The sequence below is a fragment of the bacterium genome, assembly GCA_016708025.1.
Classification (GTDB): domain Bacteria; phylum Zixibacteria; class MSB-5A5; order GN15; family FEB-12; genus FEB-12.
Genome location: JADJGQ010000001.1, coordinates 471,452 through 497,819 on the forward strand (window position 1 = coordinate 471,452; position 26,368 = coordinate 497,819).

Consider the following 26,368-nt stretch of genomic DNA (forward strand, 5'->3'; position numbering starts at 1 on the left):
CATCCCTTTCCGTATCTGTTACAGAACTATTTACTATCACGTCAAACAACGGTGCTCGCCGGGTATACACATAGGTTAACCACGGCTGAACCGGGCTTAGTTCTATTGTCGGCAAGAGGATATGAAACTTAAACCTGTGGGCGGGCTCCAACATGTGGGGGAGTGGCTGCCGGATTGTGAAATGTACTGAATTTGTTTGCGCGGGAAGTCGGACGGTTCTATATTGGCCGCCGTATCCATTAGTCTATAGGTAGGTTATGAAAACTCTTGTTGTTGCGCTGCAAAAGGATGGAAAGCTCGTATCGGCCTCGCTAGAGGCGATAGAGGTTGCCAAGTCAGTGGGAGGCGAGCTATTCACCGCCATTTTGGCGGGGGATGCATCGACGTTAGCGGCCGATCTCGCGTCCAAAGGGGGCGGCAAGGTCCTCGCGGTTTCTGATCCGTCTCTGAAGTATTTCACCGATGATCTGTACGCCTCGGTCATTTCCGGCCTGGTCAAGAAGTATGCGGTTGAGCTGGTGATCTGCCCGGCGACGTTTTACGGGAAGGCACTGTTGGGGCGCCTGGCGGCAGTCCACTCTGGTAGTATGGCCTCGGATGTTACCCAAATTACCAACGATGGTGGTACGGTCAAAGTGACCCGACCGTCGTTTGGTGGCTCGGTTGTCTCACAGGTAGCGTCTTCGGGTGGGACTTTCTTCGTCTCTCTTCGTCCAAAGATCTACCCTGAATCAAAGGCTGGAGCGGGAGAAGTGGTGGTCGAGGCGATGGCTGCGGCCGTCTCCGGAAAAGCGACTGTCAAAGAGATGAAGCAGGAATCATCCGGCACCGCCAATTTGGCGGAAGCGGACGTGATTGTTTCTGCTGGCCGCGGCATCAAAGGTCCGGAGAATGTGCAGTTGGTGAAAGATCTGGCGGCGGCGTTGGGCGGAGCTTTTGGAGCTTCGCGAGCTATCGTGGATGCCGGCTGGGTGCCATATGCCACCCAGGTGGGACAGACCGGTCGAACGGTCAACCCGAAGCTGTATGTAGCAGTGGGGATTTCCGGAGCTATCCAGCATTTGGTCGGGATGCAGACCGCCAAAACGATAGTTGCTATTAATAAGGATAAGGATGCTCCCATTTTCAATATCGCCAGCTATGGCATAGTGGGGGATCTGTTTGAGCTGGTTCCGGCATTGACGGCCAGGTTCAAGCAGGAGTTACATAAGTAGGTTCTTAAGATAGAGATAGATAGGAAAAAGCCCCTGCCAAGCAGGGGCTTTTTTTATGTTCAGAAAAAGAGATATGATCAAGGAACGACAACATCGATTGAAACTGAGTCAGTAGCAGTCGAACAGGTGTTTGTCACGGTGAAGCGGACCACGAAAGTCCCGGCCACTGAATAACTTATTGAGGGGTTGGTGGAAGTGGAATCGAGCCGTCCATCGCCGAAATCCCACAGGAATCGTGATGCGTGGGTCGATGTCTGAGTGAAGTTGACAGGGACGCCGGCATCGACAGTCGAGTCCGAGGCGACGATATCGGTGGTCGGGATGGAATCAACAATGATTACCTGAGTATAGCTATCCTGACCAGCGATTCCGGTGATGGTCAGTTTCACCAGATAGGTGTCGGCCTTGACGAAGGTGAACGCTGCGTCGCGGGTTATCGCGCTATCCAGATTATCTGTTCCGAAATCCCATTTATACGAGTTGATCGCACCGGTCGACGTATTGGTGAAGTTGACGGCCAGCTGGACACAGCCCTGAGTGGTGTCCGCACTAAATGATGCCTGCGGGATGCTGTCCCAGCGATCGACGGACTCAGTGAGGAGCACCACGGCGTAGTTGGCATTGTGAATGCCGCGTGAGCCATCCTTCTTGACAAAGAGGTAGTTGTAGAGAATGCGTGCGGCATCAGCAGAGACGGTCGAGTCAATGTAGTATTCAGTTGAGTCTTCATCGGCACCGGTCAGGATATGAGCTGAGAGCAGATATCCGGCCAGGGTACTGCTGAGTGAGCGGATCGAATCCTGAATCTGTGTATCATCGAAATCGGCTATGGATGGTGGGGTGCTAATGTGGCAACCGGAGAGGTTGCAGTTCGCGACGTACTGCTCATTAGTCTGGTCATCTTCGAGGCGGAAGGTATGTTCGCCGAATTGGTAGCCGAGGCCGGTCCCGAAGTGACAGGAGAGGCATCCCTCTTTGGTCTCGACGGACGCATGCGAGTTGGTGACGGCATCCGAAGTGAAGCGGAAGCCCCCCTTGCCGATCAACATGTGGGCCTGTGCGCTATTGTGCGGACCGTCCATCCCAAGCGTGTCCAGTCGAACGGAGAGGGCATTGGTCGGGATAACGGGGACTGTCTCTGCCTGGTGGCAAGTGACACACATGTTTGAGTTCCCCATGTCATAGTCAAAGTCGCCGGCCAGTATGACCGGGACTTCGAATCCGCGCAAAGTGTCAATCTTCCAGCTACCGTAGTCGCCGGTATGGGGCATATGACAGGTGAAGCAATCAATCACCGAGGGGGTTTGTTGGGCCGAGGTAGAGCCGTTCGCGGTGAAGGCGATAAATCCTTCACTGGTATGGCATTGTGGGCCACAGACGTTGGTCTTGCGCTCTTCGGTATTGAGCATCACGGTGGCTTCGATCAGTTCAGGAGAGGCATGTTGCGAGATCGCCCATTGACCTTTGGGTTGTTTGATCGCGTTATCATCGTCGCTGTGACAGCGCAGGCAGTCCTCTCCGAGGGTGCTGTCAAAGTAGGTGTTGTTATTGACCTCAGTTGTCAGGTCATCGCAACCAACCGACAGAAGCATGGAGAGCATTGCAAAGATGATCAATAAACAGGAGAGGGCGACTAGGCGCATGTCAGGTATACCTCAGGTAGGAGTGCATTCATTGTTATATACGACAGGTGTCGCGAGACTGTCAATTGAATTGTTGTCGTTCGCGGGTCCACGAATGGGTGTGAACCTCGAGCGGAGAGGCCGGCCAGTCCGGCCTGTTGCAAATAGTTACGTCGATTCGGCATCAACTGAATCCCCTTGCGCCGGACTGGTGTATCACGTATGTTGACAGCCTCAATTGCGGGAGCCCGCGAGAATGGGGGACATCCGCAAGTACGATAAATGCAGATGATGCTGCTCGAGAAAACGCACACCCACTGGCTGCGAGGTATCTTTTGATCAAGCTGCTAATCGCCGCATTGGCGATCCTGGTTCCGGCCCTGGTGCTGGCTGGACCGGCCCACTTTTACGACCAACCCGACACCACTTATGCCACCAACGTTGTCATTGACATCATCGAACATGCCGGCGGGATCTGGTTTGCGACCGGCGATGGGGTCAATTTCAGTTTCGACAACGGCGAGACCTGGCTCTTATACAATACGAGCAATGGTTTGGTTGGGAATGATATCTCGGCCATGTACTCCGGCGGGGGGCGACTCTGGATCTCCTCCAACCATATTGGGACAGTGGCCGGAGGGGAAGAGGTCTTCTCGGATGGGATGTCGTACACTGATGATAACGGCCTGAACTGGGTCACGCCTGACTGGGACGATACGACACTTTATCCCAAGTACATGACAGGTCCTTTCCGAACGATCTACGATATTTCCGGGGCATCGGGATTCCGCGGCGAGAACTGGCTGTTTGCCACAGCTTTTGCCGGCGCGGTCTTGTGTTCGAATGATAACGGTGAAACCTGGAAGCGTTTGTTTGCGACCCGCGATGATTCACTAAATTTCGAGGATTCCTACCGTGGACTGGATACGCTCTGGTGGCGGAACCGGGCATTCTCGGTGGTGACGGATACGTCGCATGGCGACTCGCTGTATGTCTGGGTCGGGACGGCGGGCGGGATACTTCAATATGTTTACCTGGTGCCGCGCGACAAGTTTTATGCGCGTCGCGTACAGGAAGTGGCGATATGCGAGAGCTGCAGCGGCAGTGGAAACAATTACGCCTGGTTTGGCGGAGTCAATGGCATCAGCGGCGGGCATACCTCGGGCGGGACTTTCTGGACTCGTTTCTTCCTCGATGATTTCATTCCTGGAGGGGCCTGGCAGACGACGGCACTTCAGGAGTTTGGTGGGGTCTTGTTTGCGGGGCTGAGCGATTCGGCCTCTGATGAGTCTCAAGGATTGTGGGTTTCAACAGATCAGGGAGACACCTATTCACCGGTCAGCCTTGATTCTGTCACCGGGGCGAATAGAATAGTCCGAGATTTTGCCGCGGTGAATGACCGGCTCTATCTCGCCGCCGATCAGGCTGGTCTTTGGGTTTCCGAAGATACCGGCGCGACCTGGGCCAGGCTCTATCTTGATTCATCGGCGACCAGTCTTACCAATGTACGAAATATCACCCATTCGGTCGAGGCGCTGGGCGACACACTTTTTGTCGGGACCGACTCAGGTTTGACTACCCTGTTTTTCGATGCCAGCGGGAGTATCGACTCGGCCAGACACTATGTTCCGGACACGGACTCGTCATCGCTGGGCGTTTATCAGATCAAATTGCAGTTATTCACGGATTCCGTATCGCTGGTCAACGACTCATTCGCTGTCTGGACAATTAATCGACCGGTGAATGTAACCGACACTCCATCCGTCTCGGTCTCCTTTGATAGAGCTGAGACCTGGAGATATTATCGCAGAGGTGGTACTACCTATGACGTCACTCCGGTGAATGTCCCGAAGGATCGCGTGAAGAATGTGTTTTTCGTCGGACCAAACGGCGTGCAGTTTGTGTCGATGGGGATCGATCCAGACTATGTCGAGAATGCGATCATAGCGGATGCCAATGACACTACTCTGCTGCTGAGTACAGACACGGTATATTCGGTGGTGACGAAGGGGGATACGATCATCTTTGGCGGGAATCGCGGGGCGGCGATCTCGGTCAATCGAGGCACGACTTATCGCATTTATGGAGCCAATCTTGATCCGCTGAAGGCGGATCTGGCGATCGCGTATACAGTCAATTCGACCATAAATGTAGACTCAACTGGCGCCACGGCGGGGTTGATCGGTAATTTCATCCCGGCATTGGGAATCCGGTATCTGACGCCCGACAGCGCCCAGATCATAGCATCTTGCCGTCCGACAACATCGGGAGGAAATGGTGTCTCAATCGGTCGCGTGGTGGAAGTGAGAGACACACTGGATGTGCTGATCGGTTACAAGTATCGCTGGGATGTAGTTTACCTGAAGAATTTCGCCTGGAACGTCGAGTCGTTCGGTGATACGCTATTGATGGCGACCGATGACGGGTTGATCCTGGGATGGGATCTGCTGGACCCTGCAATGCGGCAGTTCGATACTCTGGCATTCCGCAATGCCGAAGGAAAGGACCTCATCCTACCAGGGACGCCGGTTTATGCCACGCGCATTGCCGGAGAGAATCTCTGGGTGGGAACGGACGATGGGACAGTGCGGATCGCGGTTGACGATCTGGAGGACCAGCGGTTGTTTATCCGAACGGATGTATCGGACGAGGTATACGCATTCCCGGTGCCGTTTAGTCCGAATCGCGATGATCCGGTCAGGTTCCATTTTGAGGTACCGACCAGTGGCAGTGTGACCTTAGAGATATTTGATTTTGCCATGAATCTGGTGGCGACTCCGATCAATGGAGTCGATTTTGAGGCGGGGACGTATCCGCCGGGGCCGAGCGGCGATCAGCGGCCGTACTGGAATGGAAGGAACGACCGGGGAGATGTGGTTGCGGTCGGTGTTTACTATTTTAAATTAACGTTTGCCAACGGAGACTATTCCTGGGGCAAACTTGCGGTGGTACCATAAGGAGAGCATGACCATGAAAAAGAATATACTGATCATCTGTTTCGTGTTGATGCTCGCCGTTGCCGCCGTGGCCCAGGATGGCAATGGTGGATATGCCGGCGCGTTTTTTCAGGTGCCGGTTGGCGCCCGCCCGACCGCTATGGGTGGCGCGTATATCGCCATTTCCAATGATGGTGCGGGGATACTGTTTAATCCGGCGGGACTGAGTATGCTTCAACGGCCGCTGTTTGCTACCTCGTATCGGTTCCTGCAGCTAGACCGCAAACTTGGTTACGCTACTGCACTCTTTCCGGTAAGAGGCAAGTCGGTATTGGGCGGGAGCTGGTTGTACTCGGGATCCGGCGCAGTGGCGACTCGTGATCGCGATGGTGACCTGATCGGCACGGAGATCGAACAGCAGAATCACCAGTTTTCGATCGTTTTTGCCAAGCGGTTCGAGAATTACTTTTCTGCAGGCGTGAAGCTGAACTACCTGCATTCCAATTTCGCAAGCATGGCGGCATATTCGATCGGTTTTGATATCGGCTTCATGTTGCATGTCGATCAATTGATAGACCGTGAGAAGCGGGACCTGATGAAGGTTCAGGATATTCAGATCGGTTTGTCTTTGCGTCAATTGGGGATGAAATATCGCTGGGATACGGAGAAGCTTCCGTCCGAATTGGGCGGCGATGCGTATGCGTACGAACAGGACGATGAGGTGCCATCGGATATCGGACTGGGAGCCTCGGCGCGGTTTTTCAAGCGCAAACTGCTTCTGGCTACAGACATCACCAAAAATCTCGAACAGGATATAGTCCCGCATGTCGGCGCGGAGTATAATCTGGCAAAATCGTTTGCATTACGTGCCGGATATGGCTCGAGTCGTGCGACGGCCGGGCTTGGGTATCTCTTCAAGATCGGCGACAATTTGCTGGCGATAGATTACGCTTTCTCCACCGACCGGGTAGAGGAAGGTGCGGAGCACATTTTCTCATTCGACCTCCTTTTCTAAGGATCTGACATGAAACGTCTGGCAGTACTGACATTGCTCTTAGTGACCATGGGAATTCCCGCGTCGGGCACGACGGTGGATGGACTGGCGATGATGAAGATCGAGACCGGGGCGCGGCCATCGGGGATGGGCGGCAGTTTTGTTGCGATCGATCGCGATCCATTCGCTCCGGCCTACAATCCGGCCAATGCAACCGGCGCCGACAAGTTTATGGTCAGTTTTGGGCATATTGAGTACTGGGAGAACGTGCGGTTGGAAACAGGGTACTTTGCGGCGCCACTCAAGGGACGTTGGTCCGTGCATGGCGGGATCAAGTATGCCTCGTTGGGGAATATCGAGATCCGCGAATTTCCGACGACCGACCCGGATGCATTTGCGGAGACAAACGATATATCATTGAAAGCGGGATTGTCCTATCGGTTCAGCGACAAGGTGTCGGCCGGATTTGGCACTGGCTGGTTTATCGAGAAGATCGAGGCCTGGCGCGGATCGGCCTGGAATACGGATATCGGAATATTGGTGGAGCCGAATGCGGTATGGAAAGTAGGGGCCTCGGCGACTAATCTTGGTGGGGACTTTTATCTGGAGAAGACCGGGAAACCGGGTTCGCGGGATATTTCGCTGCCGACGACCTATCGAGTGGGAACATCATACCGCTATCAGAAGTATCTCGGTGCGCTTGATCTGGTTGTTATTGATGACGAAATGCACGCCCATCTGGGGGGAGAAGCTAGATTGCAGGAGGCACTAGCGCTCCGTGCAGGATACATGACAAATTACGACAGCAAAGGGATCACGGCGGGAGCATCGTTTACGCACCGTAACCTGACGATCGACTATGCGTTTGTCCCGTATTCGAATGATCTGGGAACGACACATCTTTTCAATTTCACCATAGAACTGTGATCAGGAGAGAATATGTCTAAGTACAAAATTGCCTGGCTGCCGGGAGACGGAGTAGGCAATGATGTTATGGAAGCTGCAAAGATCGTGCTCGACAAGATGCACTTCGATGCCGAGTACATTCATGGCGATATCGGTTGGGAATTCTGGTCCAAGGAAGGGAATCCGCTTCCGGATCGGACGATCGAGTTGCTTCGGAATACGGACTGCGCACTGTTCGGCGCGATAACGTCGCTGCCGAAGGAAGAATCCGAGGGGGCGCTGATCCCGTCGTTACAGGGGAAAAATCTGGTCTATGCATCGCCGATCGTCCGGATGCGCCAGGAATTCAACCTTCGCACCAATCTCCGCCCGTGCAAAGGGTACCCGGGTAATCCGCTCAATTACAAAGAGGGTATCGATATCGTGGTTTTCCGTGAGAATACGGAAGATCTCTATGTCGGGATCGAGTTTTTCCCTCTACCCGACGAAGTGCGCGAAGCGGTCAAAAAGCATAACAAGAAAATGGGACGCTTCGACAAAACGCCGGGGAATGAGATCGCGGTGTCACTGCGTGTGAATACCAAAACCGGTTGCCGGAATATTATTGTCGATGCGTTTGAGTTCGCCAAGAAGGAAGGGCGGCCACACGTCACGATCGTCGAAAAACCGAACGTGATCCGCGAGACCTCGGGCCTGATGGTTCGGACGGCACGCGAAGTGGCAAAAAACTATCCGGGGATCGAACTGAAGGAAGCAAATATCGATGCCATGTGCATGTGGCTGCTGAAGAATCCGTTCGATTATTCGGTGATCGTTACTTCGAATATGTTCGGCGATATCATCTCCGATCTTTGCGCGCAGTTGGTCGGCGGACTTGGCTTTGCGGCATCGGGGAATATCGGCGACAAGTACGCGGTCTTTGAGCCGACGCACGGTTCGGCGCCGAAGTATGCCGGACGGTATAAGGTGAATCCGATCGCGATGCTGCTGACATTGAAGCTGATGTTCGACTGGCTTGGAGAGAAAGATAAAGGCGTGCAGCTCGAAGCGGCGATTGCGGCCGTTATCAAAGAGGGGAAAGTGCGGACATATGATATGGGTGGGAAAAACAGTTCGCTGGAGGTCGCGCAAGCGGTAGCGGCGAAGTTGTAAATCCTCATTCAGAATATTATCTCATGAACGGCTGTCGATTTGCGAATCGGCAGCCGTTTCTGTTTAACTGCTGTCGTGACTGTCAACTCACCGAAACATCTACTTTCAGGTAAACTATCGACAAAATCATCCTTGCCAGTTTCGGGGGGATTTCGTAGATTTTGTGAAAGAATTCACAGCAATGTAACGAGATAGAGTATATGAGAGAACTATTATCCGGAAACGAGGCAGTGGCGCGCGGAGCATACGAAGCCGGAGTCGCGCTGGCTGTTTCCTACCCCGGTACTCCTTCAACGGAAATACTTGAGACTCTGGCGGATGTTTTTCCGCAGGTCTATTCGCAATGGTCCCCAAATGAAAAGGTCGCATTCGAAGTTGCGATAGGAGCTTCGATCGGTGGCGGACGAGCGCTCTGTACGATGAAGCATGTCGGCCTCAATGTGGCGGCCGATCCATTCATGACGTTTGCATATACCGGCGTTAATGGCGGGTTTGTGATCGTGTCGTGCGATGATCCGGAGATGCATTCCTCGCAGAATGAGCAGGATAACCGGACCTATGCCAAGTTTGCGGCGATCCCGATGCTGAATCCATCGAGCAGCCAGGAATCCAAGGATATGCTGGTGACCGGATTTGAAATGTCGGAGATGTTCGACACTCCGGTGATGCTGCATATGACGACGCGTATATCGCACGCCAAGGGGATAGTTGAACTGAACGATGTGGTGGCAGGACCGAACAAAAAGTTCATCAAAGATCCCTCGAAGTACGTGATGATCCCGACCAATGCGCGGAAGCGGCATGTGGTGGTGGCTGAGCGGATGGAGAAACTTCGGCATTTCGCGGAAGAGACACCGTTCAATGTGGTGGAGAATAATGGCTCGAAGATCGGCGTTATCACGGGCGGGGTTTCTTATCAGTATACCAAAGAGGTCGCACCTGATCTCGATTATCTGAAATTGGGAATGGGGTTCCCGCTCCCGATGAAGAAGATAGAGCAGTTCATCAAGAGCCACGACCGGATCTTCATTGTCGAGGAGCTGGAGCCGTTCTGGGAAGAGATGATCAAGGCGGCGGGGTTCCTTCAGGTAGAAGGAAAGAAGTATTTCGGCGCGCTGGGTGAGTTGTCACCGATCCGCGTGGCGCATGGCCTGAAAGAGGCGGGAGTGATCTCATCGGTTACGGAGCCGGTCTATTCGGCGGGAGATATGTTCCCGCGTCCGCCGGTGCTTTGCCCTGGCTGTCCGCACCGTGGCGCGTTCATGGCGCTGAAGAAATTGGGTGTGGCGGTGACGGGGGATATCGGCTGCTACACGCTTGGCGTGATGGAGCCGTTGAATGCGCTGGATACCTGCATTTGCATGGGAGCCTCGATCGGCAATGCGATCGGCATGGAACGGGTGAAGGGATCGGAGAAGGGGACTGTCGCGGTGATCGGCGATTCGACTTTCGTTCATTCGGGAATCACCGGGCTTTTAGATGCAGTCTGGAATCAGAGCAATGTGACTATCATCATTCTTGATAATAGAGCGACTGCAATGACCGGCGGACAGCAGCATCCAGCGACGGGGAAGACGTTGATGGGGGCTGATTCGCCGAGTCTGAATCTGGTCGAGTTGGTCAAAGCACTGGGGGTCAAGAATGTGAAGGAGCTTGACCCGTACGATTTTGATCTGGTACTGAATACGATCAAGACGGAGATGGAAACGCCGGGACCATCGGTGATCATTACGAATCGCCCGTGTGTGCTGATGCCGGTGCGAATCATGAATGAGCCGTATGTGGTGGATTCCGAACTGTGCACGGCGTGCGGCGCCTGTTTCCGGATCTCATGCCCGGCGATCGCCGCCTCGCACGAGACCAACAAGCATGGACATCCGAAAGCGCTGATCGACGAGACACTTTGTACCGGCTGCACGCTTTGCACGCAGGTTTGCCCGCCCGAAGCGATCATGCTCAAAAGCCATTTCGTGAAAGCGTGAGGAAACGACAATGCAAGAGACTATGAATATATTGATCGTTGGTGTCGGGGGACAGGGAGTGCTGCTGGCCTCGGAGATTCTCTCCGAAGCGGCGATGAATGCCGGATTTGATGTCAAGAAGTCGGAGATCCACGGCATGTCGCAGCGTGGCGGCGTGGTATCATCGCATGTTCGGATCGGGCCGGTGGTTTATTCGCCGACTATCCAGGAGGGACAGGCGGATGTGTTGATGGCGTTCGAGCAGGCGGAGGGGTACCGCGCAATCAACTGGCTGAAGAAAGATGGAATCGCAATCGTCTCTCGCACAGCGCTGATCCCGGCAATCGTGACCGGCTCAAAGCAGTTTCACTATCCAGAAGACGCAATCGCCGATCTGCAAAAGATCGTGAAAAAAACGATTGGGGTAGAAGCAGACAAGATCGCGGCGGAGTTGGGGAATCCGAGGTTGGTGAATACGATTCTCCTGGGTGTGCTCTCTAACTATATGCCGCTGCCGACTGAGCTCTGGGTCGATACGATCAAGGCGCGAGTCAAACCGAAACTGGTGGATGTCAATTTGCTGGCGTTTAATCGTGGTCGCGGTGTGCGGCTGACCAAAACGACAGCTTAGGGATAGCAATATGTCGATGCTGATGCTGATCATCAATCCGGGGTCGACCTCGACCAAAGCGGCGCTGTTCGACGGTGACAAAAAGATCGCCGAGGACAATGTCCGCCATGACCCCAAAGAGCTGGCGAAATTCGCGAATGTCGCCGAGCAGTATGACCTTCGGATGGGGGAGATCGATCATTGGATCGCCGGGCTGGATTTCAAGGCGGGAGAACTTAAGGCGGTGGTCGGCAGAGGGGCGCCGGTCAAACCGCTCGAAGGGGGGTCGTATGAGATCTCCGATCAGATGATCGACGACCTGAAGACGATGAAGTATTCCAACCATGCGTCGAATCTGGGAGCGATCATCGCGAGGTGCCTGGCGAAGCGGTTTAGTGTACCTTCGCTGATCGCTGATCCAATCACTACGGATAATTTTACTGAGATCGCCAGGATATCTGGTGTGCCGGAGATACCACGCAAGTGCCGGGCGCACGCGCTGAATATCAAGGAAGTCTGTCGTCGAGAGGCGGCCAAACTGGGGAAGAAGCTGGAAGACGTGAACTATGTGGCCTGCCATATGGGGGGCGGAATCACGGTAGCGTCGCTTCAGGGTGCGAAGCTTATCGATGTAAATGATGCATTGCTGGGGATGGGGCCGTTTTCGCCGGACCGTTCCGGTGCATTGCCGATCGGTGGGTTGGTAAAACTTTGCTATTCCGGGAAGTTCACCGAGCAGGAGATGATTGACAAGTTGTCGAAAAAGTCCGGCCTCGTGGCATATATCGGCGTGGCGGATCTGATCGAGACAGAGAAGATGATCGATGCCGGCGACCAAAGAGCGTTGCTGCATTTCAATGCGATGGCGTATCAGATCGCCAAGGAGATAGGTTCCGCGGCGACAGTGTTATGCGGCAAATATGAAGCGATCGTCTTGACCGGCGGGATGGCGCACTCGAAGCGGCTGATCGATGAGATCTCGAAGCATGTCGCGTTCCTTGGAAAGGTGATTGCTGTGCCGGGGGAATTCGAGATGGAAGCATTGGCTGCGGCAGGGGTGCGGTATTTGACGGGGCAGGAAAAGCTGAAGACGTACTAAGACGGCCAGCAATACTGCCAAACAACAGTGCGAGGTGCAGATGAGATTCTGGTTGCTCGTCTTGTTTCTGTCGATGTTGGTTCTTTCGACAATGGCCGTCAGTCAATCAATGAAAGTGGTCACGCGGGCAGATGAACCCACAGATGCGGAGATAAGGGAGTTGATTCGAGCGTTGGATGATTTCAGCGCGTTTCAGAGCGTATTCGCACATCAGATTCCAAAGACGAAGAGGGCGTTTCCGGACTATCCGCAAGAATTCTGGGACAAATACTCACATTTCATGGATTCAGATTCGGCATTCCTGGAAATAGTCGTCCCATTATATCGCCACCACTTTACGTCCAAGGAAGTGAAAGAGATCACAAAATTCTATAAGACGAAAACGGGACAGAAGCTGGTGAAGGAAATCCCATCCTTAACGCAAGAAACTTCCAAAGCAATTGTCGAGATGCAGATGCGCAAGATGGAGGACCTGGTGCGAAGAATGGGCTTACCACCCATCGGGGCCTCTTATCGACCAGAAACCTTTGAAAAGTGATATCCCGAACGACAGTTCGTCAGAAGGACGAAGTGGAACGTGGAATCCTACCAGATAGCATAGCTGGAACCAAAATATGACCTCTGAACCAATTCATTCATCCGATGCGTTGATCGCGCGAGCGATAGAGATCGCTAAAGCAGGTCGCAAAGCACGAGTGGCGGTCGCTGCCGCGCAGGATGTCGATGTTATCGACGCCATGTCGCAATCTGAGGCCGAAGGATTTCTCGCGGGGATCCTGGTCGGTGACAAAGCGCTGATCGAACAGATGGCCACCGAACATAAGATCCCGATTGATAGACTCGAGATAATTGACGAAAAAAACGTCACCAAGGCGGCGCATATCGCGGTGAAGCTTGCCTCCGAGGGGAAGGCGGATGCGATCATGAAGGGGTTCATGCCGACCTCGGCGGTTCTCAAAGTCGTTCTCGACAAGCAGTATGGGCTTCGCGGCACCAATACCCTCTCGCATTGCGCGGTGCTCGATATCCCAGGCTATCACAAACTGCTGAATTTCACCGATGGCGGGATGGTGGTGAAGCCGGATGTTGAGCAGAAATTCCAGATATTGGAGAATGCGGTGCTGGTGGGTCGGGCGCTTGGACTGTCACCGGTGAAAGTGGCGCTTTCAGCGGCATCGGATAGGCTTTCCGAAAAAGTGCCGCATACGTTGTCGGATATGGATACTGTGCTTCCTATGGCGTTAGAGAAGTTGACGGATGTGGTGGTGCAGGGGCCGCTGTCATTGGATATGGCGACCTCACGCCGTGCGGTCGAATACCAGAAGGTCGGTGGGATAGTGGCGGGGGATGCAGATATTTATCTGGTCGATTCGATCGAGGAGGGGAATATCGTCTCCAAAGCGTTGATTCAGTTTGCCGATGCGATCTTCGCGGGGGTGATTGTCGGGGCCAAGGTACCGGTGTCACTGGTCTCGCGCACTGATACGGTGAAAAACAAGAAAGCATCGCTGGCGCTGGCCTGTGTGATCGCGGACTACTACAAGCAGAACAACATCTTTGGCGGGAGGAATTGACGATGCTTCCCGAAGTGACCATTCCCGAAGTACACACGTACGAGCAGATATTCAGTCGTGCCCGCGAACGCGCCGGAAAGATCAAGATCCGCGCCGCGCTGGTTACGCCGAGTGAACCGGACATGCTGCGGGCACTGGCCCGAATGGCGACCGAGAAGTTGATCGATCCGATCCTGGTCGGCGATGCGAAACTGTTCGAAGAGACCTGCAAAGAAAATGATATCGATTTTCCCGATGGGGAGTTCATCGAAGCAGCCGATCCGGTTCAGGCGGTCGCGAAAACAGCGGAGCTGATGAACAGCGGGCGGATCAACCTGATCGTCAAGGGGCGCATCCTGACCGGCGATCTGCTAAAGTTGCTCTTTTTGCCGGAGAGCGGGTTTGTCCAGAAGGAGAGAACGGTCTCGCATATCGCAGTACTGAGGCCGGAGAAATACCCGAAACTGCTATTGGTCACGGACGGCGCAGTGAATGTCGCGCCTGATCTGAAGACAAAGCTTGCTCTGGTAGACAATCTAATCCGGGTGGCCAATGCGATTGGGATCACCACTCCGCGTATCGCGCTTTTGGCGGCGGTGGAAGTTGTGTATCTGCAGATGCCGGTGACGATGGAGGCGGCGATCATTGCCAAGATGTCGGAGCGGGGTCAGATCAAGGGGGCTTTGGTGGATGGTCCGTTGTCGTTTGATGTGTCTGTCGATATGTTTGCAGCCCACTCCAAAGGGGTGAAGACATCGCCGGTGGCAGGTCAAGCGGACGGAATGGTGGCGCCGAATCTCGAGACAGCTAATGGAATCTACAAGGGGATGGCGCTGTATGGGAATTGCCGGATGGGGGGGCTGGTGATCGGTGGTAAGCTTCCGATAGCGCTTGGTTCGCGTTCGGATAGCTGGGAAGGGAAGTTCAACTCGTTGTTATTGGGGATTTTGACCGCACCGGAACTGGCGGGGTAGCGGGTTAGAATTCAATAAATCCCAGGTTCCGCATCGGTCCAAGTCCGGTCAAGGAACCTATGGGATGCTCAGAAAGCGGTCCGGCTCTTTACTTGACGGGACTGCTCAACTCCATTATTATCAGCTAATTAGGCAATCTCAAATGAGAGGATCGCAGTGATTCATGGTGTAATTATGGCCGGTGGTAAAGGGGAGCGGTTTTGGCCGCTGTCTCGCGCCAAACGACCCAAGCAGTTTCTGAAGTTGACCTCCGACAAGACAATGCTGGAGGAGACTATCGACCGGATCAAGCCGCTTATCCCGTTTGAGAATATCCGGATAGTGGCGGGCGAGTCGATGACCGAGCATATCATGACATCGCTCCCCGGAGTCACGAAACAGAACGTCCTGACCGAGCCGTTTGGCCGTGACACCTGCCTGGCGATCGGTTTTGCGGCGATCCATTTGGTTCAAGAGGATCCGGAAGCGGTCATGGTGGTTCTCTCGGCGGATCATCTGATTCGTCCACCGGAGAAGCTGGTGCAGATACTGAGGGATGGAGCCGCCCTGGCGACTCGTGAGGAGAGGTTGATCACGATTGGTATCACCCCGACTCGTCCTGAGACGGCGTATGGGTATATCAAACTGGGCGAGCCATTCGTCAAAACAGGGGAAACGACCATCTTTGCGGTTTCCCAGTTTGCGGAGAAGCCGAAAGCGGCAGTTGCGCAGGAGTATTATTTCAGCCGCCAGTACCTCTGGAATAGCGGGATGTTTATCTGGTCGGCCAAGGCAATTCTGAATGCGATCGCAACCTGTCTTCCCGATGCACACCGCCAGTTGATAGAATACAGTAAAGCAATCGGGACCCCGAACGAATTGAACGCTCGAAAGGTCCTATATGACAGTGCCTCGGCAATATCCATCGACTATGCCGTGCTGGAGAAAGCGAGCAATGTGCTGGTGATGAAAGGGGACATTATCTGGGATGATGTCGGGAGTTGGAATTCGCTCGAACGGTATAAGGATCGTGATTCGGAAAACAATGTCCTGATCGGGGACAGCGTGGTACTGGAGACATTCGAGACGACGGTTTATAACGATGCAGAAGGGATAATCGCCTGTATCGGGCTGTCAGATCTGGTGGTGGTCCGTTCTGAGAATATCACATTGGTTGCACACAAAACCAAAGCAAGCCAGGTAAAAGAGCTGTTGGCGGTGCTGGGTAAACGGAATGAGTGGAAGAAGTATCTATAAGCTGCCTTTCCTGGCATTAGTCCTGTTACTGTTGCTTGGTTGTATGGATGAACAACCGGTAGCAGGCGAGGAGCGTCCCGCTCAACCGGTCGTCCAGAAATCGACAAAGGCGAAAGCGGAGAGTGGCCCGAATCCGTTGTCGCTGGCGCAGGATACGATCCCGATCAGTCGCCAGATGGCGGGCAAAAAGAGCCATGGCGCCACTCGGCTGGTAGCCCCAACCAAGATATATGCGAGTGGAGATGAACTTGGAGCCGATACTCTGGCGGCGCAGGTATTTCGTGTGCAGTTAGGGATGATAGATACGTATTCCGATGCTCGTCGTGCGCTGGCGGTGGCGCTGGAGATTTTCGACCAGCCGGTAAGTCTGGATTATGAGGTTCCGTACTACAAACTTCGAGTCGGTGAGTTCCCGACGCGCAAGGAAGCGGAATTGTATCAGCAGCGTGCCCGGGGCGCTGGTTATGCCAATGCGTGGGTGATGGTGGCGACGGTCACGGCCAAGCAGATCGAGCCGGTTTATCCTGCGGTCGACTCGATCAGCCCGGACAGTACTCGGTAGGTGACATGGCGCAGGTTTGCATCGAGAAGATCTCGCCTGATTCCCCAGACATAGTTTTGCTTCGAGAAGCGGCCAGAATTCTGTCATCCGGCGGATTGGTGGTAGCGCCGACCGAGACACGGTACGGGCTGTTGGCTCGCGGGGAGAGCAAAGAGGCACTGGCCTGGTTGTTCGAGGCAAAGGGAAGACCGGAAGCGATGCCGACCTCGCTGTTTGTGCGGAACAGGAGCGAGATTGAGCGGTTTGGTGAGGTGACGCGGTTGGCTTCCCGGGTGATAGAGAGTTTTCTACCGGGTCCGCTCACATTGGTGATCAGGGCCAAAGGGGTGTGGGAGCCGCAAATTGTTGTGAATGAACGAATAGGACTCCGCTGGTCGTCTTCGAGTATAATAGCCGGGTTGTTAAATGAAACGGAATTCCCAATAACCGCAACCTCGGCAAATATCAGCGGGCGAGCCGATGCGGAGTCCATTACAGAGATTGCCTCGGCATTCGGGGAGAAGGTGAATCTTTACCTTGACGCCGGGCCGCTCAATGGGATAACATCGACAGTGGTTGACTGCACCGGGGAGGTACCGGCGATCCTCCGGGAAGGGGCGATCAGCAGTGAAAGATTACTTACAAGCGTGAAAGATATGCTACCGAAATGAACGATCTATTTACCATACTCTTTGTTTGCACGGGCAATACGTGTCGATCGCCTATGGCCGAGGCCGCAATGCGCATGTTGCTGGAAAAGAGGCGGCCCGGCAAGATTCGGGTCGTATCGGCTGGGACCGGCGCGGCCAGTGGTTTTCCGGCCACAATGTACGCCAATGAGGCAGTCAAAATTTGGTCATGTGACCTTTCCAAACATAAGTCGCGGCAGTTGACTCGTGGGCTGATCGAAGAGGCCGACTTGATCTTTGGGATGACACCGGATCATGTCAAGGAAGTGCTTCGGATGACCCCATCGGCATCCGAGCGGACCTTTCTGCTGAAGAATTTCCCGACCAATGGGACCAAAGGGGAGCCGGTCGAGGACCCGATCGGGCAGACCCTCGAACGATACAACGAAACATTTCTTGAGATCGGCGAGTATTTGGGCAAACATCTGGAAGAGATTGTAAAACGGATAGATGAAAAAATACCTGCCTAAAGGTCGCCGTGCCGTTTCCCGAACCATGGTCCTGCTCTCGTTTGCGGGGATGGTGGCGGTTGCGACCTATTTCCTGACAGCCTCAGTCGGCAGCGCGGATGCCTCGACGACCGACGCCGACAGCCTCAATACCACCGATCGATTCGTTGACAATGTTGCTTTTGGGATCGGGGAGAAGCTGTCATTTGACGTCAATTACGGGTTCATCAACGCCGGGACCGCCAGTATGGAAGTGGTCAAGATGATCGAGTACAAAGGGCGGCAGGCATACCAGATCCAGACGCGGGCCTTGTCCAATTCTTTCTTCTCGAGTATTTACCGGGTGGAAGATGAGGTTGAGTCGATAATTGACGCTGACGCGCTGTTCAGTTGGTTCTTCCAGAAGAAGCTTCGCGAGGGGAATTACCGAGCTGATAAGTCGTACGAGTTCGATCAGACGGGCCATGTGGTCTACTACGAAAAGGATACACTCCCGATCGCCCCGTTTGCGCAGGACGCGCTGTCGGCACTGTACTATGTCCGGACGCAGAATCTGGAGGTAGGGAAATCGGTTTGGGTCGATAGTTTTGTGGACGGCAAAAGCTACAAGATGGAAGTCAAGGTACTTCGCAAGGAGACGATCAAGGTCGAGGCGGGGAGTTTTGATTGCATTGTGGTGGAGCCATTGACCCAAACGGTCGGGGTGTTCAAGAATGAGGGGAGGTTAACTGTCTGGATGACAGACGATCGCCTCAAAATGCCGGTTCTGATGAAATCCAAAGTCCTGGTGGGTTCCATTTCTGCTGAACTGACTGATTTCATACTGGGTGAAATTCGGGAATTCTAGGTTTCAGCACGGTTGGTTTCGTTCGAAAGCTCTCTTCCGCTCCCACTCTTATCTCATTGACTTGGCATCGTTTGTCGGGCATATTGGCGCGGCGGACAAATGCCTGGAAAACTGTCTATTGGCAGTCCGAGAGGGTGGCGCGAGTGCGTTGTAATATCCTGTCGGATAACCGCTTATGTCGATGTGTTTGGATCGCCGGTTTGGTTGCTGATTGTTCGGGCGCTGGCGGTTCGACCTACCTAAGAATTCTTGACCGTGAGGGGCCCGGGCGGTTGCCGACCTCCGGCGATATCTGTGCGAGGCTGTTGCAATGGCGAAATTGATCGAGTGTGTCCCCAATTTTTCAGAGGGGAGACGCCCCGAAGTAATCAAAGCGATCTGCGATGCGATCACTTCCGTGCCTGGTGTTACACTCCTTGATTCTGAGATGGACGGCGACCACAACCGGGCGGTGGTGACGTTTGTCTGTCATCCCGACCAGGTTGTCGAAGCCGCGTTCCAGGGGTATGCCAAGGCGGCTGAGTTGATCGATATGACAACTCACCATGGAGAGCACCCGAGGATGGGGGCCTGCGATGTCTGTCCATTCATTCCGCTTTCGGATGTCTCCATTGAAGATGCGATCGAACTCGCCAATAAACTTGGCAAGCGGGTCGGCGAAGAGCTGAAGATACCGGTCTATCTTTATGAAGATGCAGCCACCAGCACGAAGCGGAAGAATCTGGCGAATATCCGGATCGGTGAGTACGAAGGGATCCGTGACTCCATAGAGACCGATGATACGCGTACTCCGGACTATGGGCCGCGGAAAATGAATCTGCGATCCGGTTCTACCGCGATCGGTGTTCGCTTTCCGCTGGTCGCCTTTAATGTCTATCTGGGGACAAACAACAAAGAGATCGCCGATAAGATCGCGGATGCTGTCAGATCGCTGACCGGGGGGTATCGATTTGTTAAGGCGCTTGGATTCAATATCAAAGAGCGAAACCAGGTTCAGATATCGATGAACCTGGTGAACTATACCAAGACACCGATCTTCCGCGTCTTTGAGACGATCAAGGCCGAGGCGGACCGGTATGGTGTGCCGGTGACTTCATCCGAAGTGATCGGGCTGGTGCCAAATGATGCGCTGGTTGCGGTTTCGGACTATTACCTGCGATTGGAGAAGTTCAGCAAAAATCAGATCCTCGAGGAGAAATTGAAGATGGCGGGGCCATCTGGCGTATCGGGAACTGCGACTGAACCGGTCGAGAGTTTTTATGACCAGGTGGCATCATCATCTCCTGCGCCTGGAGGTGGCTCGGTTTCGGCGGCACTTGGTTCGTTGGCCGCCTGTCTGGCGGCGATGGTTTGCCGTTTGACGGTAGGAAAAAAGAAATACGAAACGGTCAAAGCGGAGTTGACCGAAGTCCGCGATCAGGCGGATCTGCTGAGGAAGGAACTTGAGCAGTTGGTTGAAACCGACAAAGAAGCATTCAATTCGGTCATGGATGCATTTAAGCTGCCAAAGAGCACAGATGAACAGATAGCCGCTCGGGATAAGGCGATACAGGCAGCGACAGTGACAGCGACCACCGTGCCGCTCACGGTGATGAAAAAGTCGGTTCAGGCACTTGAGTTTGCTCTCGTGGTGGCAGAGAAGGGGAATGAAAACTCGATCTCTGATGCCGGTGTGGCAGGTCTGGCAGGACAGGCCGCGCTGAGAGGGGCATCGTACAATGTCCGGATCAACCTGAAGAACCTGTCCGATCAGACCTTTGTGACCAGGACCCGTGAAGAGATGACCAGTTTACGTCAGCGAGGGGATGATCTGGCGGCCCGGATCGCCACAGTGGTTGAGGGCAAACTGTAGCCAGATGACTGAATTTATCGACCTACACATGCACACAACCTGCTCGGACGGCTTGCTGTCGCCTGAGGCGCTCATGCAAAATGTCCGCAAGTCGGGGGTGGCCGCATTCTCGGTGACCGACCATGACGATATCAACGGCTACCTGGCGTGCAGGGAGATGCTTACGCCATCTGACCCGGAGTTGATCCCCGGGGTAGAGCTATCGGTATCGGTTGGGGAGGATGATGTGCATATGTTGGCCTACCTTTTCGACCCGGAGAATGAAGAATTTTCGGCCGCTTTGGCCAATTTCAAGGAAAAGCGGAATCTCCGTGGCCGGATGATTGTAGAAAAGCTGCAGCAAGCGGGCCTGGACGTCCCGTTCCATGCTGTGGAAGAGACCGCCGGGGGGGCGGTGATCGGACGACCCCACATCGCCGAGACGATGCACCGATTGAGAACAGTTTCCAGTTATCAAGAAGCATTCGACCGCTATATCAAGAAAGATGGACCAGCCTACGTGCCAAAAGCATTTTTCGAACCGGGTGAGGCGATCAGCATGGTTCACCGTGCGGGCGGCATTACGGTGCTGGCGCATCCGATGATCGACAATATGCTGAGACACCTGGAGACGCTCATTTCGCTTGGTCTTGACGGGATCGAGGTGCGGCACCCCAGTAATTCTCAGTCAGATGTTGACCGTTTGAGCAAGATCGCGGCCCGTGACGGCCTGCTGCGCAGCGGCGGTTCGGATTTTCATGGACGCGAGGGGCGGCATGGATATGTCGGATCGCAGCATGTACCGATCGAGTTCCTTGATATCATGAAACAGAAGCTCCGTAACTCCCGAGGTCAGAATTGAGATCAGCATTGCGCATCTTCACGTACCTGAGTTTCTGCCTATTCCTGTCGGCGAATATCCTTTTTGCGGCCGAATTGAGTCGCGAGGACCAGGCGAGGATCATCCAGGATTTCCTCTATGTGAACGGTCAGAGTGACCGGATGTCCGCCGCGACTGCTTTGTCGATCGAGGAAGCGGAGCACGGAGGGATGCCCCACAAATGCGGGATGTCTGCCGCCGCGGATTTTGCGATGAATCGCGGTCGATTGGATCGTGACTTGGTAGTCTCGCTTGGCATCGCTACTTTGAATGTCAGGCCGGAGACTCAGTTCAGCTATGTCTCGCCATCGGGACGATTCAAGATACACTATGACAAGACGGGCGAGCATGCGGTCTATCGGGCCGGCGATGATTCAGATGGAGACGGAGTTCCGAACTACGTGGAGGCTACGGCGCTCATCGCTGACTCTGTCTGGGAACATGAGATCACGGAATTGGGTTATCCTATTCCGCCGAGCGATTCATTTTACACCTCGGAATCGGATTCGGCGGCTTACGATGTTTTCCTTCAGAATCTGGCGGCAAACTTCTATGGATTGGCGTATCCCGATTCGATCTGGGCCGAGACTATCGGGCATTACAAGGCGACCTCGTTCATCAAGCTCGACAACGATTATTCGCAATTAACAGGATATGAAAACCGTCCTCTCGACGCGATTCGCGTTACCATGGCGCACGAGTTCTTTCACGCGATCCAGTTCGGGATCGATCCATACGAGGCCGAGGACTTCGATGAAGTGCTGTCTCGCCGCTACTGGATGGAGCTCTCGGCTGTCTGGATGGAGGAAGAGGTATACGACAATATCAACGACTACTACGGGTACCTTCCCTATTTCTTCCAGAATGTCAATGCGTCGATCCAGCAGTTTGACAGTTTCTCCGATCTGCATCCGTATGCGTCGGGGATATTCGGGATGTTTCTCTCTCAGCGATTTGGAGCGGATCTGGTCCGTGAGACCTGGTTCAAGTGCGGAGAGTATGGAGTTGGACCGCATTTGTTGATTGCGCTGGATGAAGTCATCGATTCGGCGACTAACGGGACCGAAAGCATGGCGAGTGCCTTCGCTGAATTCGCCCAGTGGAACTACTTCACCGGTTTTCGGGCGCACCTTGCGCCGGCCGGGATGTCGTATGAAGAGGCCGAAGAATACCCTGAGATACCAGACGGGTATTTGAATCGCAATTCGGATTTCCAGATACTACCCGCCAACGCCAGGACGGTGCTTCCGGAGCATATGGGGGCAGCGTATTTTCGGTTTGAGGGAGGTCTAGGGATCGAGGATCAGTTGATCGCCAGGAATTATGGAAACGCGTCAAGGCAGGTGGACCCGGATACTATTTGCAATCTAGTTATTGCAGACTCGCTTTTTGAGACTGGCGTTCCCCCGAATCTTCAAGGGACAACGAAGCTCCCTCTGGACTGGGCCGTCGGCGTCTGTCCCGACCTGCTACCGCCACATCCCGATACATGCGCGATTGGGACCGGGTGTACGAGTTACACACGAGCGATCTTCGATTCCACTTTCAGTCTTTCGATCTCACTCGATACGTTGCCATCGCCCTGGTATCTTTCAGCCATCTATCAATTGCGCAACATTCCGGATTCGCATGAGGTCGAGAAGTTTGCCGTTCCGGCCCCTGCGGGTGCCGGGCTTGTCACCCAGACACTCAATCCCGAGAAGTTTTGTTCGTATCTGGTAATAGTAACGCCCGTGACGAACAACTATCTGTTGTATCGCAATAATAGTCCGATGGTGGTGAAGTACTTCCTGGACGAGACTCCTGATCCGGAATTCCGCACCAACTGTTTCGGCGACACAACGCAAATCGAAGAATTGCCATCTGAACTGATTGCCTTCCCCAATCCATCGGTTACTGCGGAAATGACCAGAGAAGAGGTACATTTCCGGTTCAAATTGAGTACGAGCATCGGAACCCTGCAAGTATGCCATGCTCCCCTGATGACCGTGGATCTCTTTACAGTGGCCGGCGAACGGGTCGCCACATTGGAAGGAGAAGCCAGTCTGGTCTATGTCGACGAAACGTCGCAGGAGACGCGAGACGAGCCGTACTGGACAATGGTGAATCAGGCGGGTGCACGGGTGGCCTCCGGAGTCTATATAGCGGTCGCACGGCTCTATTGTGATTCTTCGCGGAAAACGCTGGTGGCAGAGAACAAGGCAAAAGTGGCATTGATTCGATGAACCTTCGGTTGCTGACACGCGTTGCGCTGTTCGCGGCGCTGATCTACGTGTTGTCCATGGCAACCGCGTTTCTCCCGAACGTGAAACTGATCTTTTTCCTGGTCTTTTCGGCCGGATTCCTCTGGGGGATCTGGGCCGGATTGCTGGTTGGCGGAATCGGCATGTCGCTTTGGACGATATTCAATCCATTCGGTCCTGCGGGAATTCCGGTGATGGTAGCCCAGATACTTGGAGCGGCCGCCGGCGGGCCTGTCGGGTATCTCTTTTCGCGACTACACTGGCGTGCGTTTCCACAAGTCCTCCTGTATCTTTCGCTTGGATTGTGCGGTCTGATCTGCACTCTGGTCTTTTATCTTCCTGTGACAGTTGTTGATGCCTGGCTGTATCAGCCATTCTGGCCGCGCATAATAGCAGGACTGCCGTGGGTCGGATTCTCACTTGTCAGCAATATTCTCGTTTTCCCTTTGCTTTTTGGAGCGACGAAATTCCTTTATGATCGAGAGAGACTGGCATGAGATTGTTCAGAGGACTTCTTCTCGTCTGCTCGGTCATCCTGCTATTCGGGTTGTGTGTCAACCTGGCTGCCCAGGAGGATTTGACCAAACCTGCTGTGCCGGCGGTTGATTCTCTGATGGTGGTTGATTCCAGTGATACGATTCCAACCGATTCGCTTACGCCTGCTGAACGTGCGGCCAGGAGCTTTGAGGAGCGAATGCGCAAAGCTCGCGAACAGGCTCCCAAGCGGACGCTTAAGCCGCGGTTATCGATCAATGATACACTGCAGGCAGAGTTTCTCCCCTCGCGAATGGACCAGCGCGATTGGATGACGCGTTCGTATTTCATGAATGCGTCTGACTATTTCAAATCGAGTCCGAGCTATCTGGTGCAGCGATGGCAATTGACCCCTGCACGATCCACTGTGCAACCATATGGGCTAGCGGGGGACCGGCTGGGGTACGTGCATGACGGCGTCAGTCAGTCGCCGTTCGAGCACAGTACGGAGCCGGATGGGAGTATGGATGTCGAGGATCTTTCGACCTCTCTGGATAATGGCATTTTCATTCTGCCGAGTGGAGCGGGGATGATCTTTGGGGCCGATCAGGCAATTGCGACTTTGGTGACGACACCATTACAACCTGCGAACGGCAAAACGGTGAGCAGTTTCCTTCTCGACAAAGGGAATTACGGTTTCTCGCATACGCGGGGACGATACGCAAATCAGTTTTCTGACGGGAGACTGATCCGCTTAGGGATCGGTTATCGGGTGGCCGAAGGTGCGCAGGTAGCGTCGGGGAATGTGCGCAACACCGAAGATACGTATGCATATGATGGATCCGGCTATTTCCCAGTCACGGAACTCAATGGAGTCACCGTCAGCGGACATCTGTACCACCGCCAGGGTCCCATGTTGATTCGTCCAGATCAGATCAGCTCATGGGTCAATCGCGATCGTTTCGATCGAAACCTTCGGCTGTACTATTCAATGAGCAATGACAGCCAGACGGTTCGCACGAATATCGGATACCGGCACCTTCGTCAGGGTTCCTACCTCAACTCTGCCTACAATGCGAAGTTCAATCTGACTGGGCACGGTTTGGAGGTGAACAGAGAATGGTATGCTTCCGGACGGATCAGCCGTTTCTCCGCCTCGGTTGACAGAGTGGAGTATGACAATCAGACAGAGAAGCACCCACGACACACATCGGAGTTGAGCTGGCTCTGGGCGCAGTTACATCGGTCCAGCCGACTGGCGGCTCGATTTGGAATCAAGTACGCTGAGGAATTCCGGATCATGCCGTACGGGGGAGTTCTCTGGATCAAGGAATCAGACAGGATGCTTCTGGTTGGTTCGATAGGGTACGCCGAAAAAGCACCTTCACTGCATGAGCTCTATCTTACGTACCACGAAAGCCAATTGTATGGGATCGACACCACGCGCTATGCTGATAAAGGGAATCCGGGACTATCGACTGAACGTCAGTTGACCGGGGCAATACGAATGGAGGTCGGTACGCCGGAGAATGGTCTGACAGTGGAGGCAGTTGGCGGGACTATCTATGATGGCATTGAATGGGATCGAACATTCATTTCAGTCACCTCCGCGGCGGCGTGGTATTTCACTCCGGTTAATACGGACATTTCATTTGCGACTGTTTCGGCGCAGAAGCGAATCCGGGTCGGTCAATTTGCCACTTTCCTGGGCGGGTGCGGTTATTTCTGGAGGGAGTTCGAGCGGTATACCGAGCGACCCTATCAGCCCGATTACCAAGTGTATGGTGGGCTGGAGTTGCATCATTATTGGCAGTCGAAGTTGATGCACTTCTGGGCATACGGCGAGATCCAGTATACGGGTGCGTATGAGGGATTTGACGGGGAGTTGTTGGGTGAGCAGGCGGTTCTAAACGGCAAGTTGTCGTTTTCGATGGGGAATTTCCGCTTTCGGATAGTCTATCAGAATGCACTGGACCAGTATTACTCAACGCGGGAACAATTTGAGATACCCGGGCGGGTCGTGACCTGGGGTTTTGACTGGAATTTCTTCGACTAACCTGCTTGGTATCAGTCAGTTCAAGGCTTGACATTCGGCTGTCGAGGACTTTTATTGTCCCTGTTGTGAATCTCACCCTTTCTCGCGAACAAGCGTATCAG

The 26,368-nt window shown here is 54.0% G+C and carries 22 protein-coding genes; 21 read left to right on the forward strand and 1 reads right to left on the reverse strand.

Annotated elements, in window-relative coordinates; translation table 11 throughout:
• Positions 1 to 257: 257 nt before the first annotated feature.
• Positions 258 to 1,214 carry an electron transfer flavoprotein subunit alpha/FixB family protein gene (locus tag IPH75_02050; protein ID MBK7140846.1) on the forward strand — a complete coding sequence of 319 codons (957 nt, stop codon included), beginning with the start codon at positions 258 to 260 and terminating at the stop codon, positions 1,212 to 1,214.
• 77 nt (positions 1,215 to 1,291) lie between these two features.
• On the opposite strand, the gene IPH75_02055 is transcribed toward IPH75_02050, so the two are convergent.
• Complete coding sequence (locus IPH75_02055) at positions 1,292 to 2,857, reverse strand: PKD domain-containing protein (GenBank protein ID MBK7140847.1); 1,566 nt, start codon at positions 2,855 to 2,857, stop codon at positions 1,292 to 1,294.
• 314 nt (positions 2,858 to 3,171) lie between these two features.
• Here IPH75_02055 and IPH75_02060 point away from each other — a divergent pair, with 314 nt between their 5' ends.
• The 20 genes from IPH75_02060 (at position 3,172) to IPH75_02155 (ending at position 26,267) form a co-directional block, all read left to right on the forward strand.
• Positions 3,172 to 5,793 carry a hypothetical protein gene (locus tag IPH75_02060; protein MBK7140848.1) on the forward strand — a complete coding sequence of 874 codons (2,622 nt, stop codon included), beginning with the start codon at positions 3,172 to 3,174 and terminating at the stop codon, positions 5,791 to 5,793.
• 13 nt (positions 5,794 to 5,806) lie between these two features.
• Entirely contained in the window at positions 5,807 to 6,787 is a 981-nt protein-coding gene (locus IPH75_02065; GenBank protein ID MBK7140849.1) for a PorV/PorQ family protein, read from the forward strand.
• Positions 6,788 to 6,796: 9 nt separating this feature from the next.
• Positions 6,797 to 7,693, forward strand: a complete 897-nt coding sequence (locus tag IPH75_02070; GenBank protein MBK7140850.1) for a PorV/PorQ family protein — start codon at positions 6,797 to 6,799, stop codon at positions 7,691 to 7,693.
• A 12-nt stretch (positions 7,694 to 7,705) separates the two neighbouring features.
• Positions 7,706 to 8,824, forward strand: coding sequence for an isocitrate/isopropylmalate dehydrogenase family protein (locus IPH75_02075; protein ID MBK7140851.1), 1,119 nt, complete (start codon positions 7,706 to 7,708; stop codon positions 8,822 to 8,824).
• A 200-nt stretch (positions 8,825 to 9,024) separates the two neighbouring features.
• Entirely contained in the window at positions 9,025 to 10,806 is a 1,782-nt protein-coding gene (gene iorA / locus IPH75_02080; GenBank protein MBK7140852.1) for an indolepyruvate ferredoxin oxidoreductase subunit alpha, read from the forward strand.
• Positions 10,807 to 10,816: 10 nt separating this feature from the next.
• Positions 10,817 to 11,416: an indolepyruvate oxidoreductase subunit beta gene (locus IPH75_02085; GenBank protein ID MBK7140853.1), complete on the forward strand. Its 600-nt coding sequence runs from the start codon at positions 10,817 to 10,819 to the stop codon at positions 11,414 to 11,416.
• A gap of 10 nt (positions 11,417 to 11,426) precedes the next feature.
• Positions 11,427 to 12,494 (forward strand): butyrate kinase, encoded by a 1,068-nt coding sequence (gene buk, locus IPH75_02090; protein ID MBK7140854.1) that lies wholly within the window; start codon positions 11,427 to 11,429, stop codon positions 12,492 to 12,494.
• A 40-nt stretch (positions 12,495 to 12,534) separates the two neighbouring features.
• A complete protein-coding gene (locus IPH75_02095) occupies positions 12,535 to 13,032 on the forward strand; it encodes a DUF2059 domain-containing protein (protein MBK7140855.1) in 498 nt (165 codons plus the stop codon).
• Between the two features lie 76 nt (positions 13,033 to 13,108).
• Positions 13,109 to 14,068, forward strand: coding sequence for a phosphate butyryltransferase (locus IPH75_02100; GenBank protein ID MBK7140856.1), 960 nt, complete (start codon positions 13,109 to 13,111; stop codon positions 14,066 to 14,068).
• A 2-nt stretch (positions 14,069 to 14,070) separates the two neighbouring features.
• A complete protein-coding gene (locus tag IPH75_02105; protein MBK7140857.1) occupies positions 14,071 to 15,021 on the forward strand; it encodes a phosphate butyryltransferase in 951 nt (316 codons plus the stop codon).
• A 174-nt stretch (positions 15,022 to 15,195) separates the two neighbouring features.
• Positions 15,196 to 16,257, forward strand: a complete 1,062-nt coding sequence (locus IPH75_02110) for a mannose-1-phosphate guanylyltransferase (GenBank protein ID MBK7140858.1) — start codon at positions 15,196 to 15,198, stop codon at positions 16,255 to 16,257.
• Positions 16,258 to 16,300: 43 nt separating this feature from the next.
• Complete coding sequence (locus IPH75_02115) at positions 16,301 to 16,819, forward strand: SPOR domain-containing protein (protein MBK7140859.1); 519 nt, start codon at positions 16,301 to 16,303, stop codon at positions 16,817 to 16,819.
• A gap of 5 nt (positions 16,820 to 16,824) precedes the next feature.
• Complete coding sequence (locus tag IPH75_02120; protein ID MBK7140860.1) at positions 16,825 to 17,469, forward strand: threonylcarbamoyl-AMP synthase; 645 nt, start codon at positions 16,825 to 16,827, stop codon at positions 17,467 to 17,469.
• Positions 17,466 to 17,957, forward strand: a complete 492-nt coding sequence (locus tag IPH75_02125; GenBank protein ID MBK7140861.1) for a low molecular weight protein arginine phosphatase — start codon at positions 17,466 to 17,468, stop codon at positions 17,955 to 17,957. The genes IPH75_02120 and IPH75_02125 overlap by 4 nt, the downstream gene beginning before the upstream one ends.
• Positions 17,938 to 18,783, forward strand: coding sequence for a DUF3108 domain-containing protein (locus IPH75_02130; protein ID MBK7140862.1), 846 nt, complete (start codon positions 17,938 to 17,940; stop codon positions 18,781 to 18,783). The genes IPH75_02125 and IPH75_02130 overlap by 20 nt, the downstream gene beginning before the upstream one ends.
• 310 nt (positions 18,784 to 19,093) lie before the next feature.
• Positions 19,094 to 20,635, forward strand: a complete 1,542-nt coding sequence (gene ftcD, locus IPH75_02135) for a glutamate formimidoyltransferase (protein ID MBK7140863.1) — start codon at positions 19,094 to 19,096, stop codon at positions 20,633 to 20,635.
• Positions 20,636 to 20,663: 28 nt separating this feature from the next.
• Positions 20,664 to 21,476: a PHP domain-containing protein gene (locus tag IPH75_02140; GenBank protein MBK7140864.1), complete on the forward strand. Its 813-nt coding sequence runs from the start codon at positions 20,664 to 20,666 to the stop codon at positions 21,474 to 21,476.
• Positions 21,477 to 21,484: 8 nt separating this feature from the next.
• Positions 21,485 to 23,719, forward strand: coding sequence for a hypothetical protein (locus IPH75_02145; GenBank protein ID MBK7140865.1), 2,235 nt, complete (start codon positions 21,485 to 21,487; stop codon positions 23,717 to 23,719).
• Positions 23,716 to 24,234: a hypothetical protein gene (locus IPH75_02150; GenBank protein ID MBK7140866.1), complete on the forward strand. Its 519-nt coding sequence runs from the start codon at positions 23,716 to 23,718 to the stop codon at positions 24,232 to 24,234. The genes IPH75_02145 and IPH75_02150 overlap by 4 nt, the downstream gene beginning before the upstream one ends.
• A complete protein-coding gene (locus IPH75_02155; GenBank protein MBK7140867.1) occupies positions 24,231 to 26,267 on the forward strand; it encodes a hypothetical protein in 2,037 nt (678 codons plus the stop codon). Before IPH75_02150 ends, IPH75_02155 begins: the two co-directional genes overlap by 4 nt.
• Positions 26,268 to 26,368: the final 101 nt, after the last annotated feature.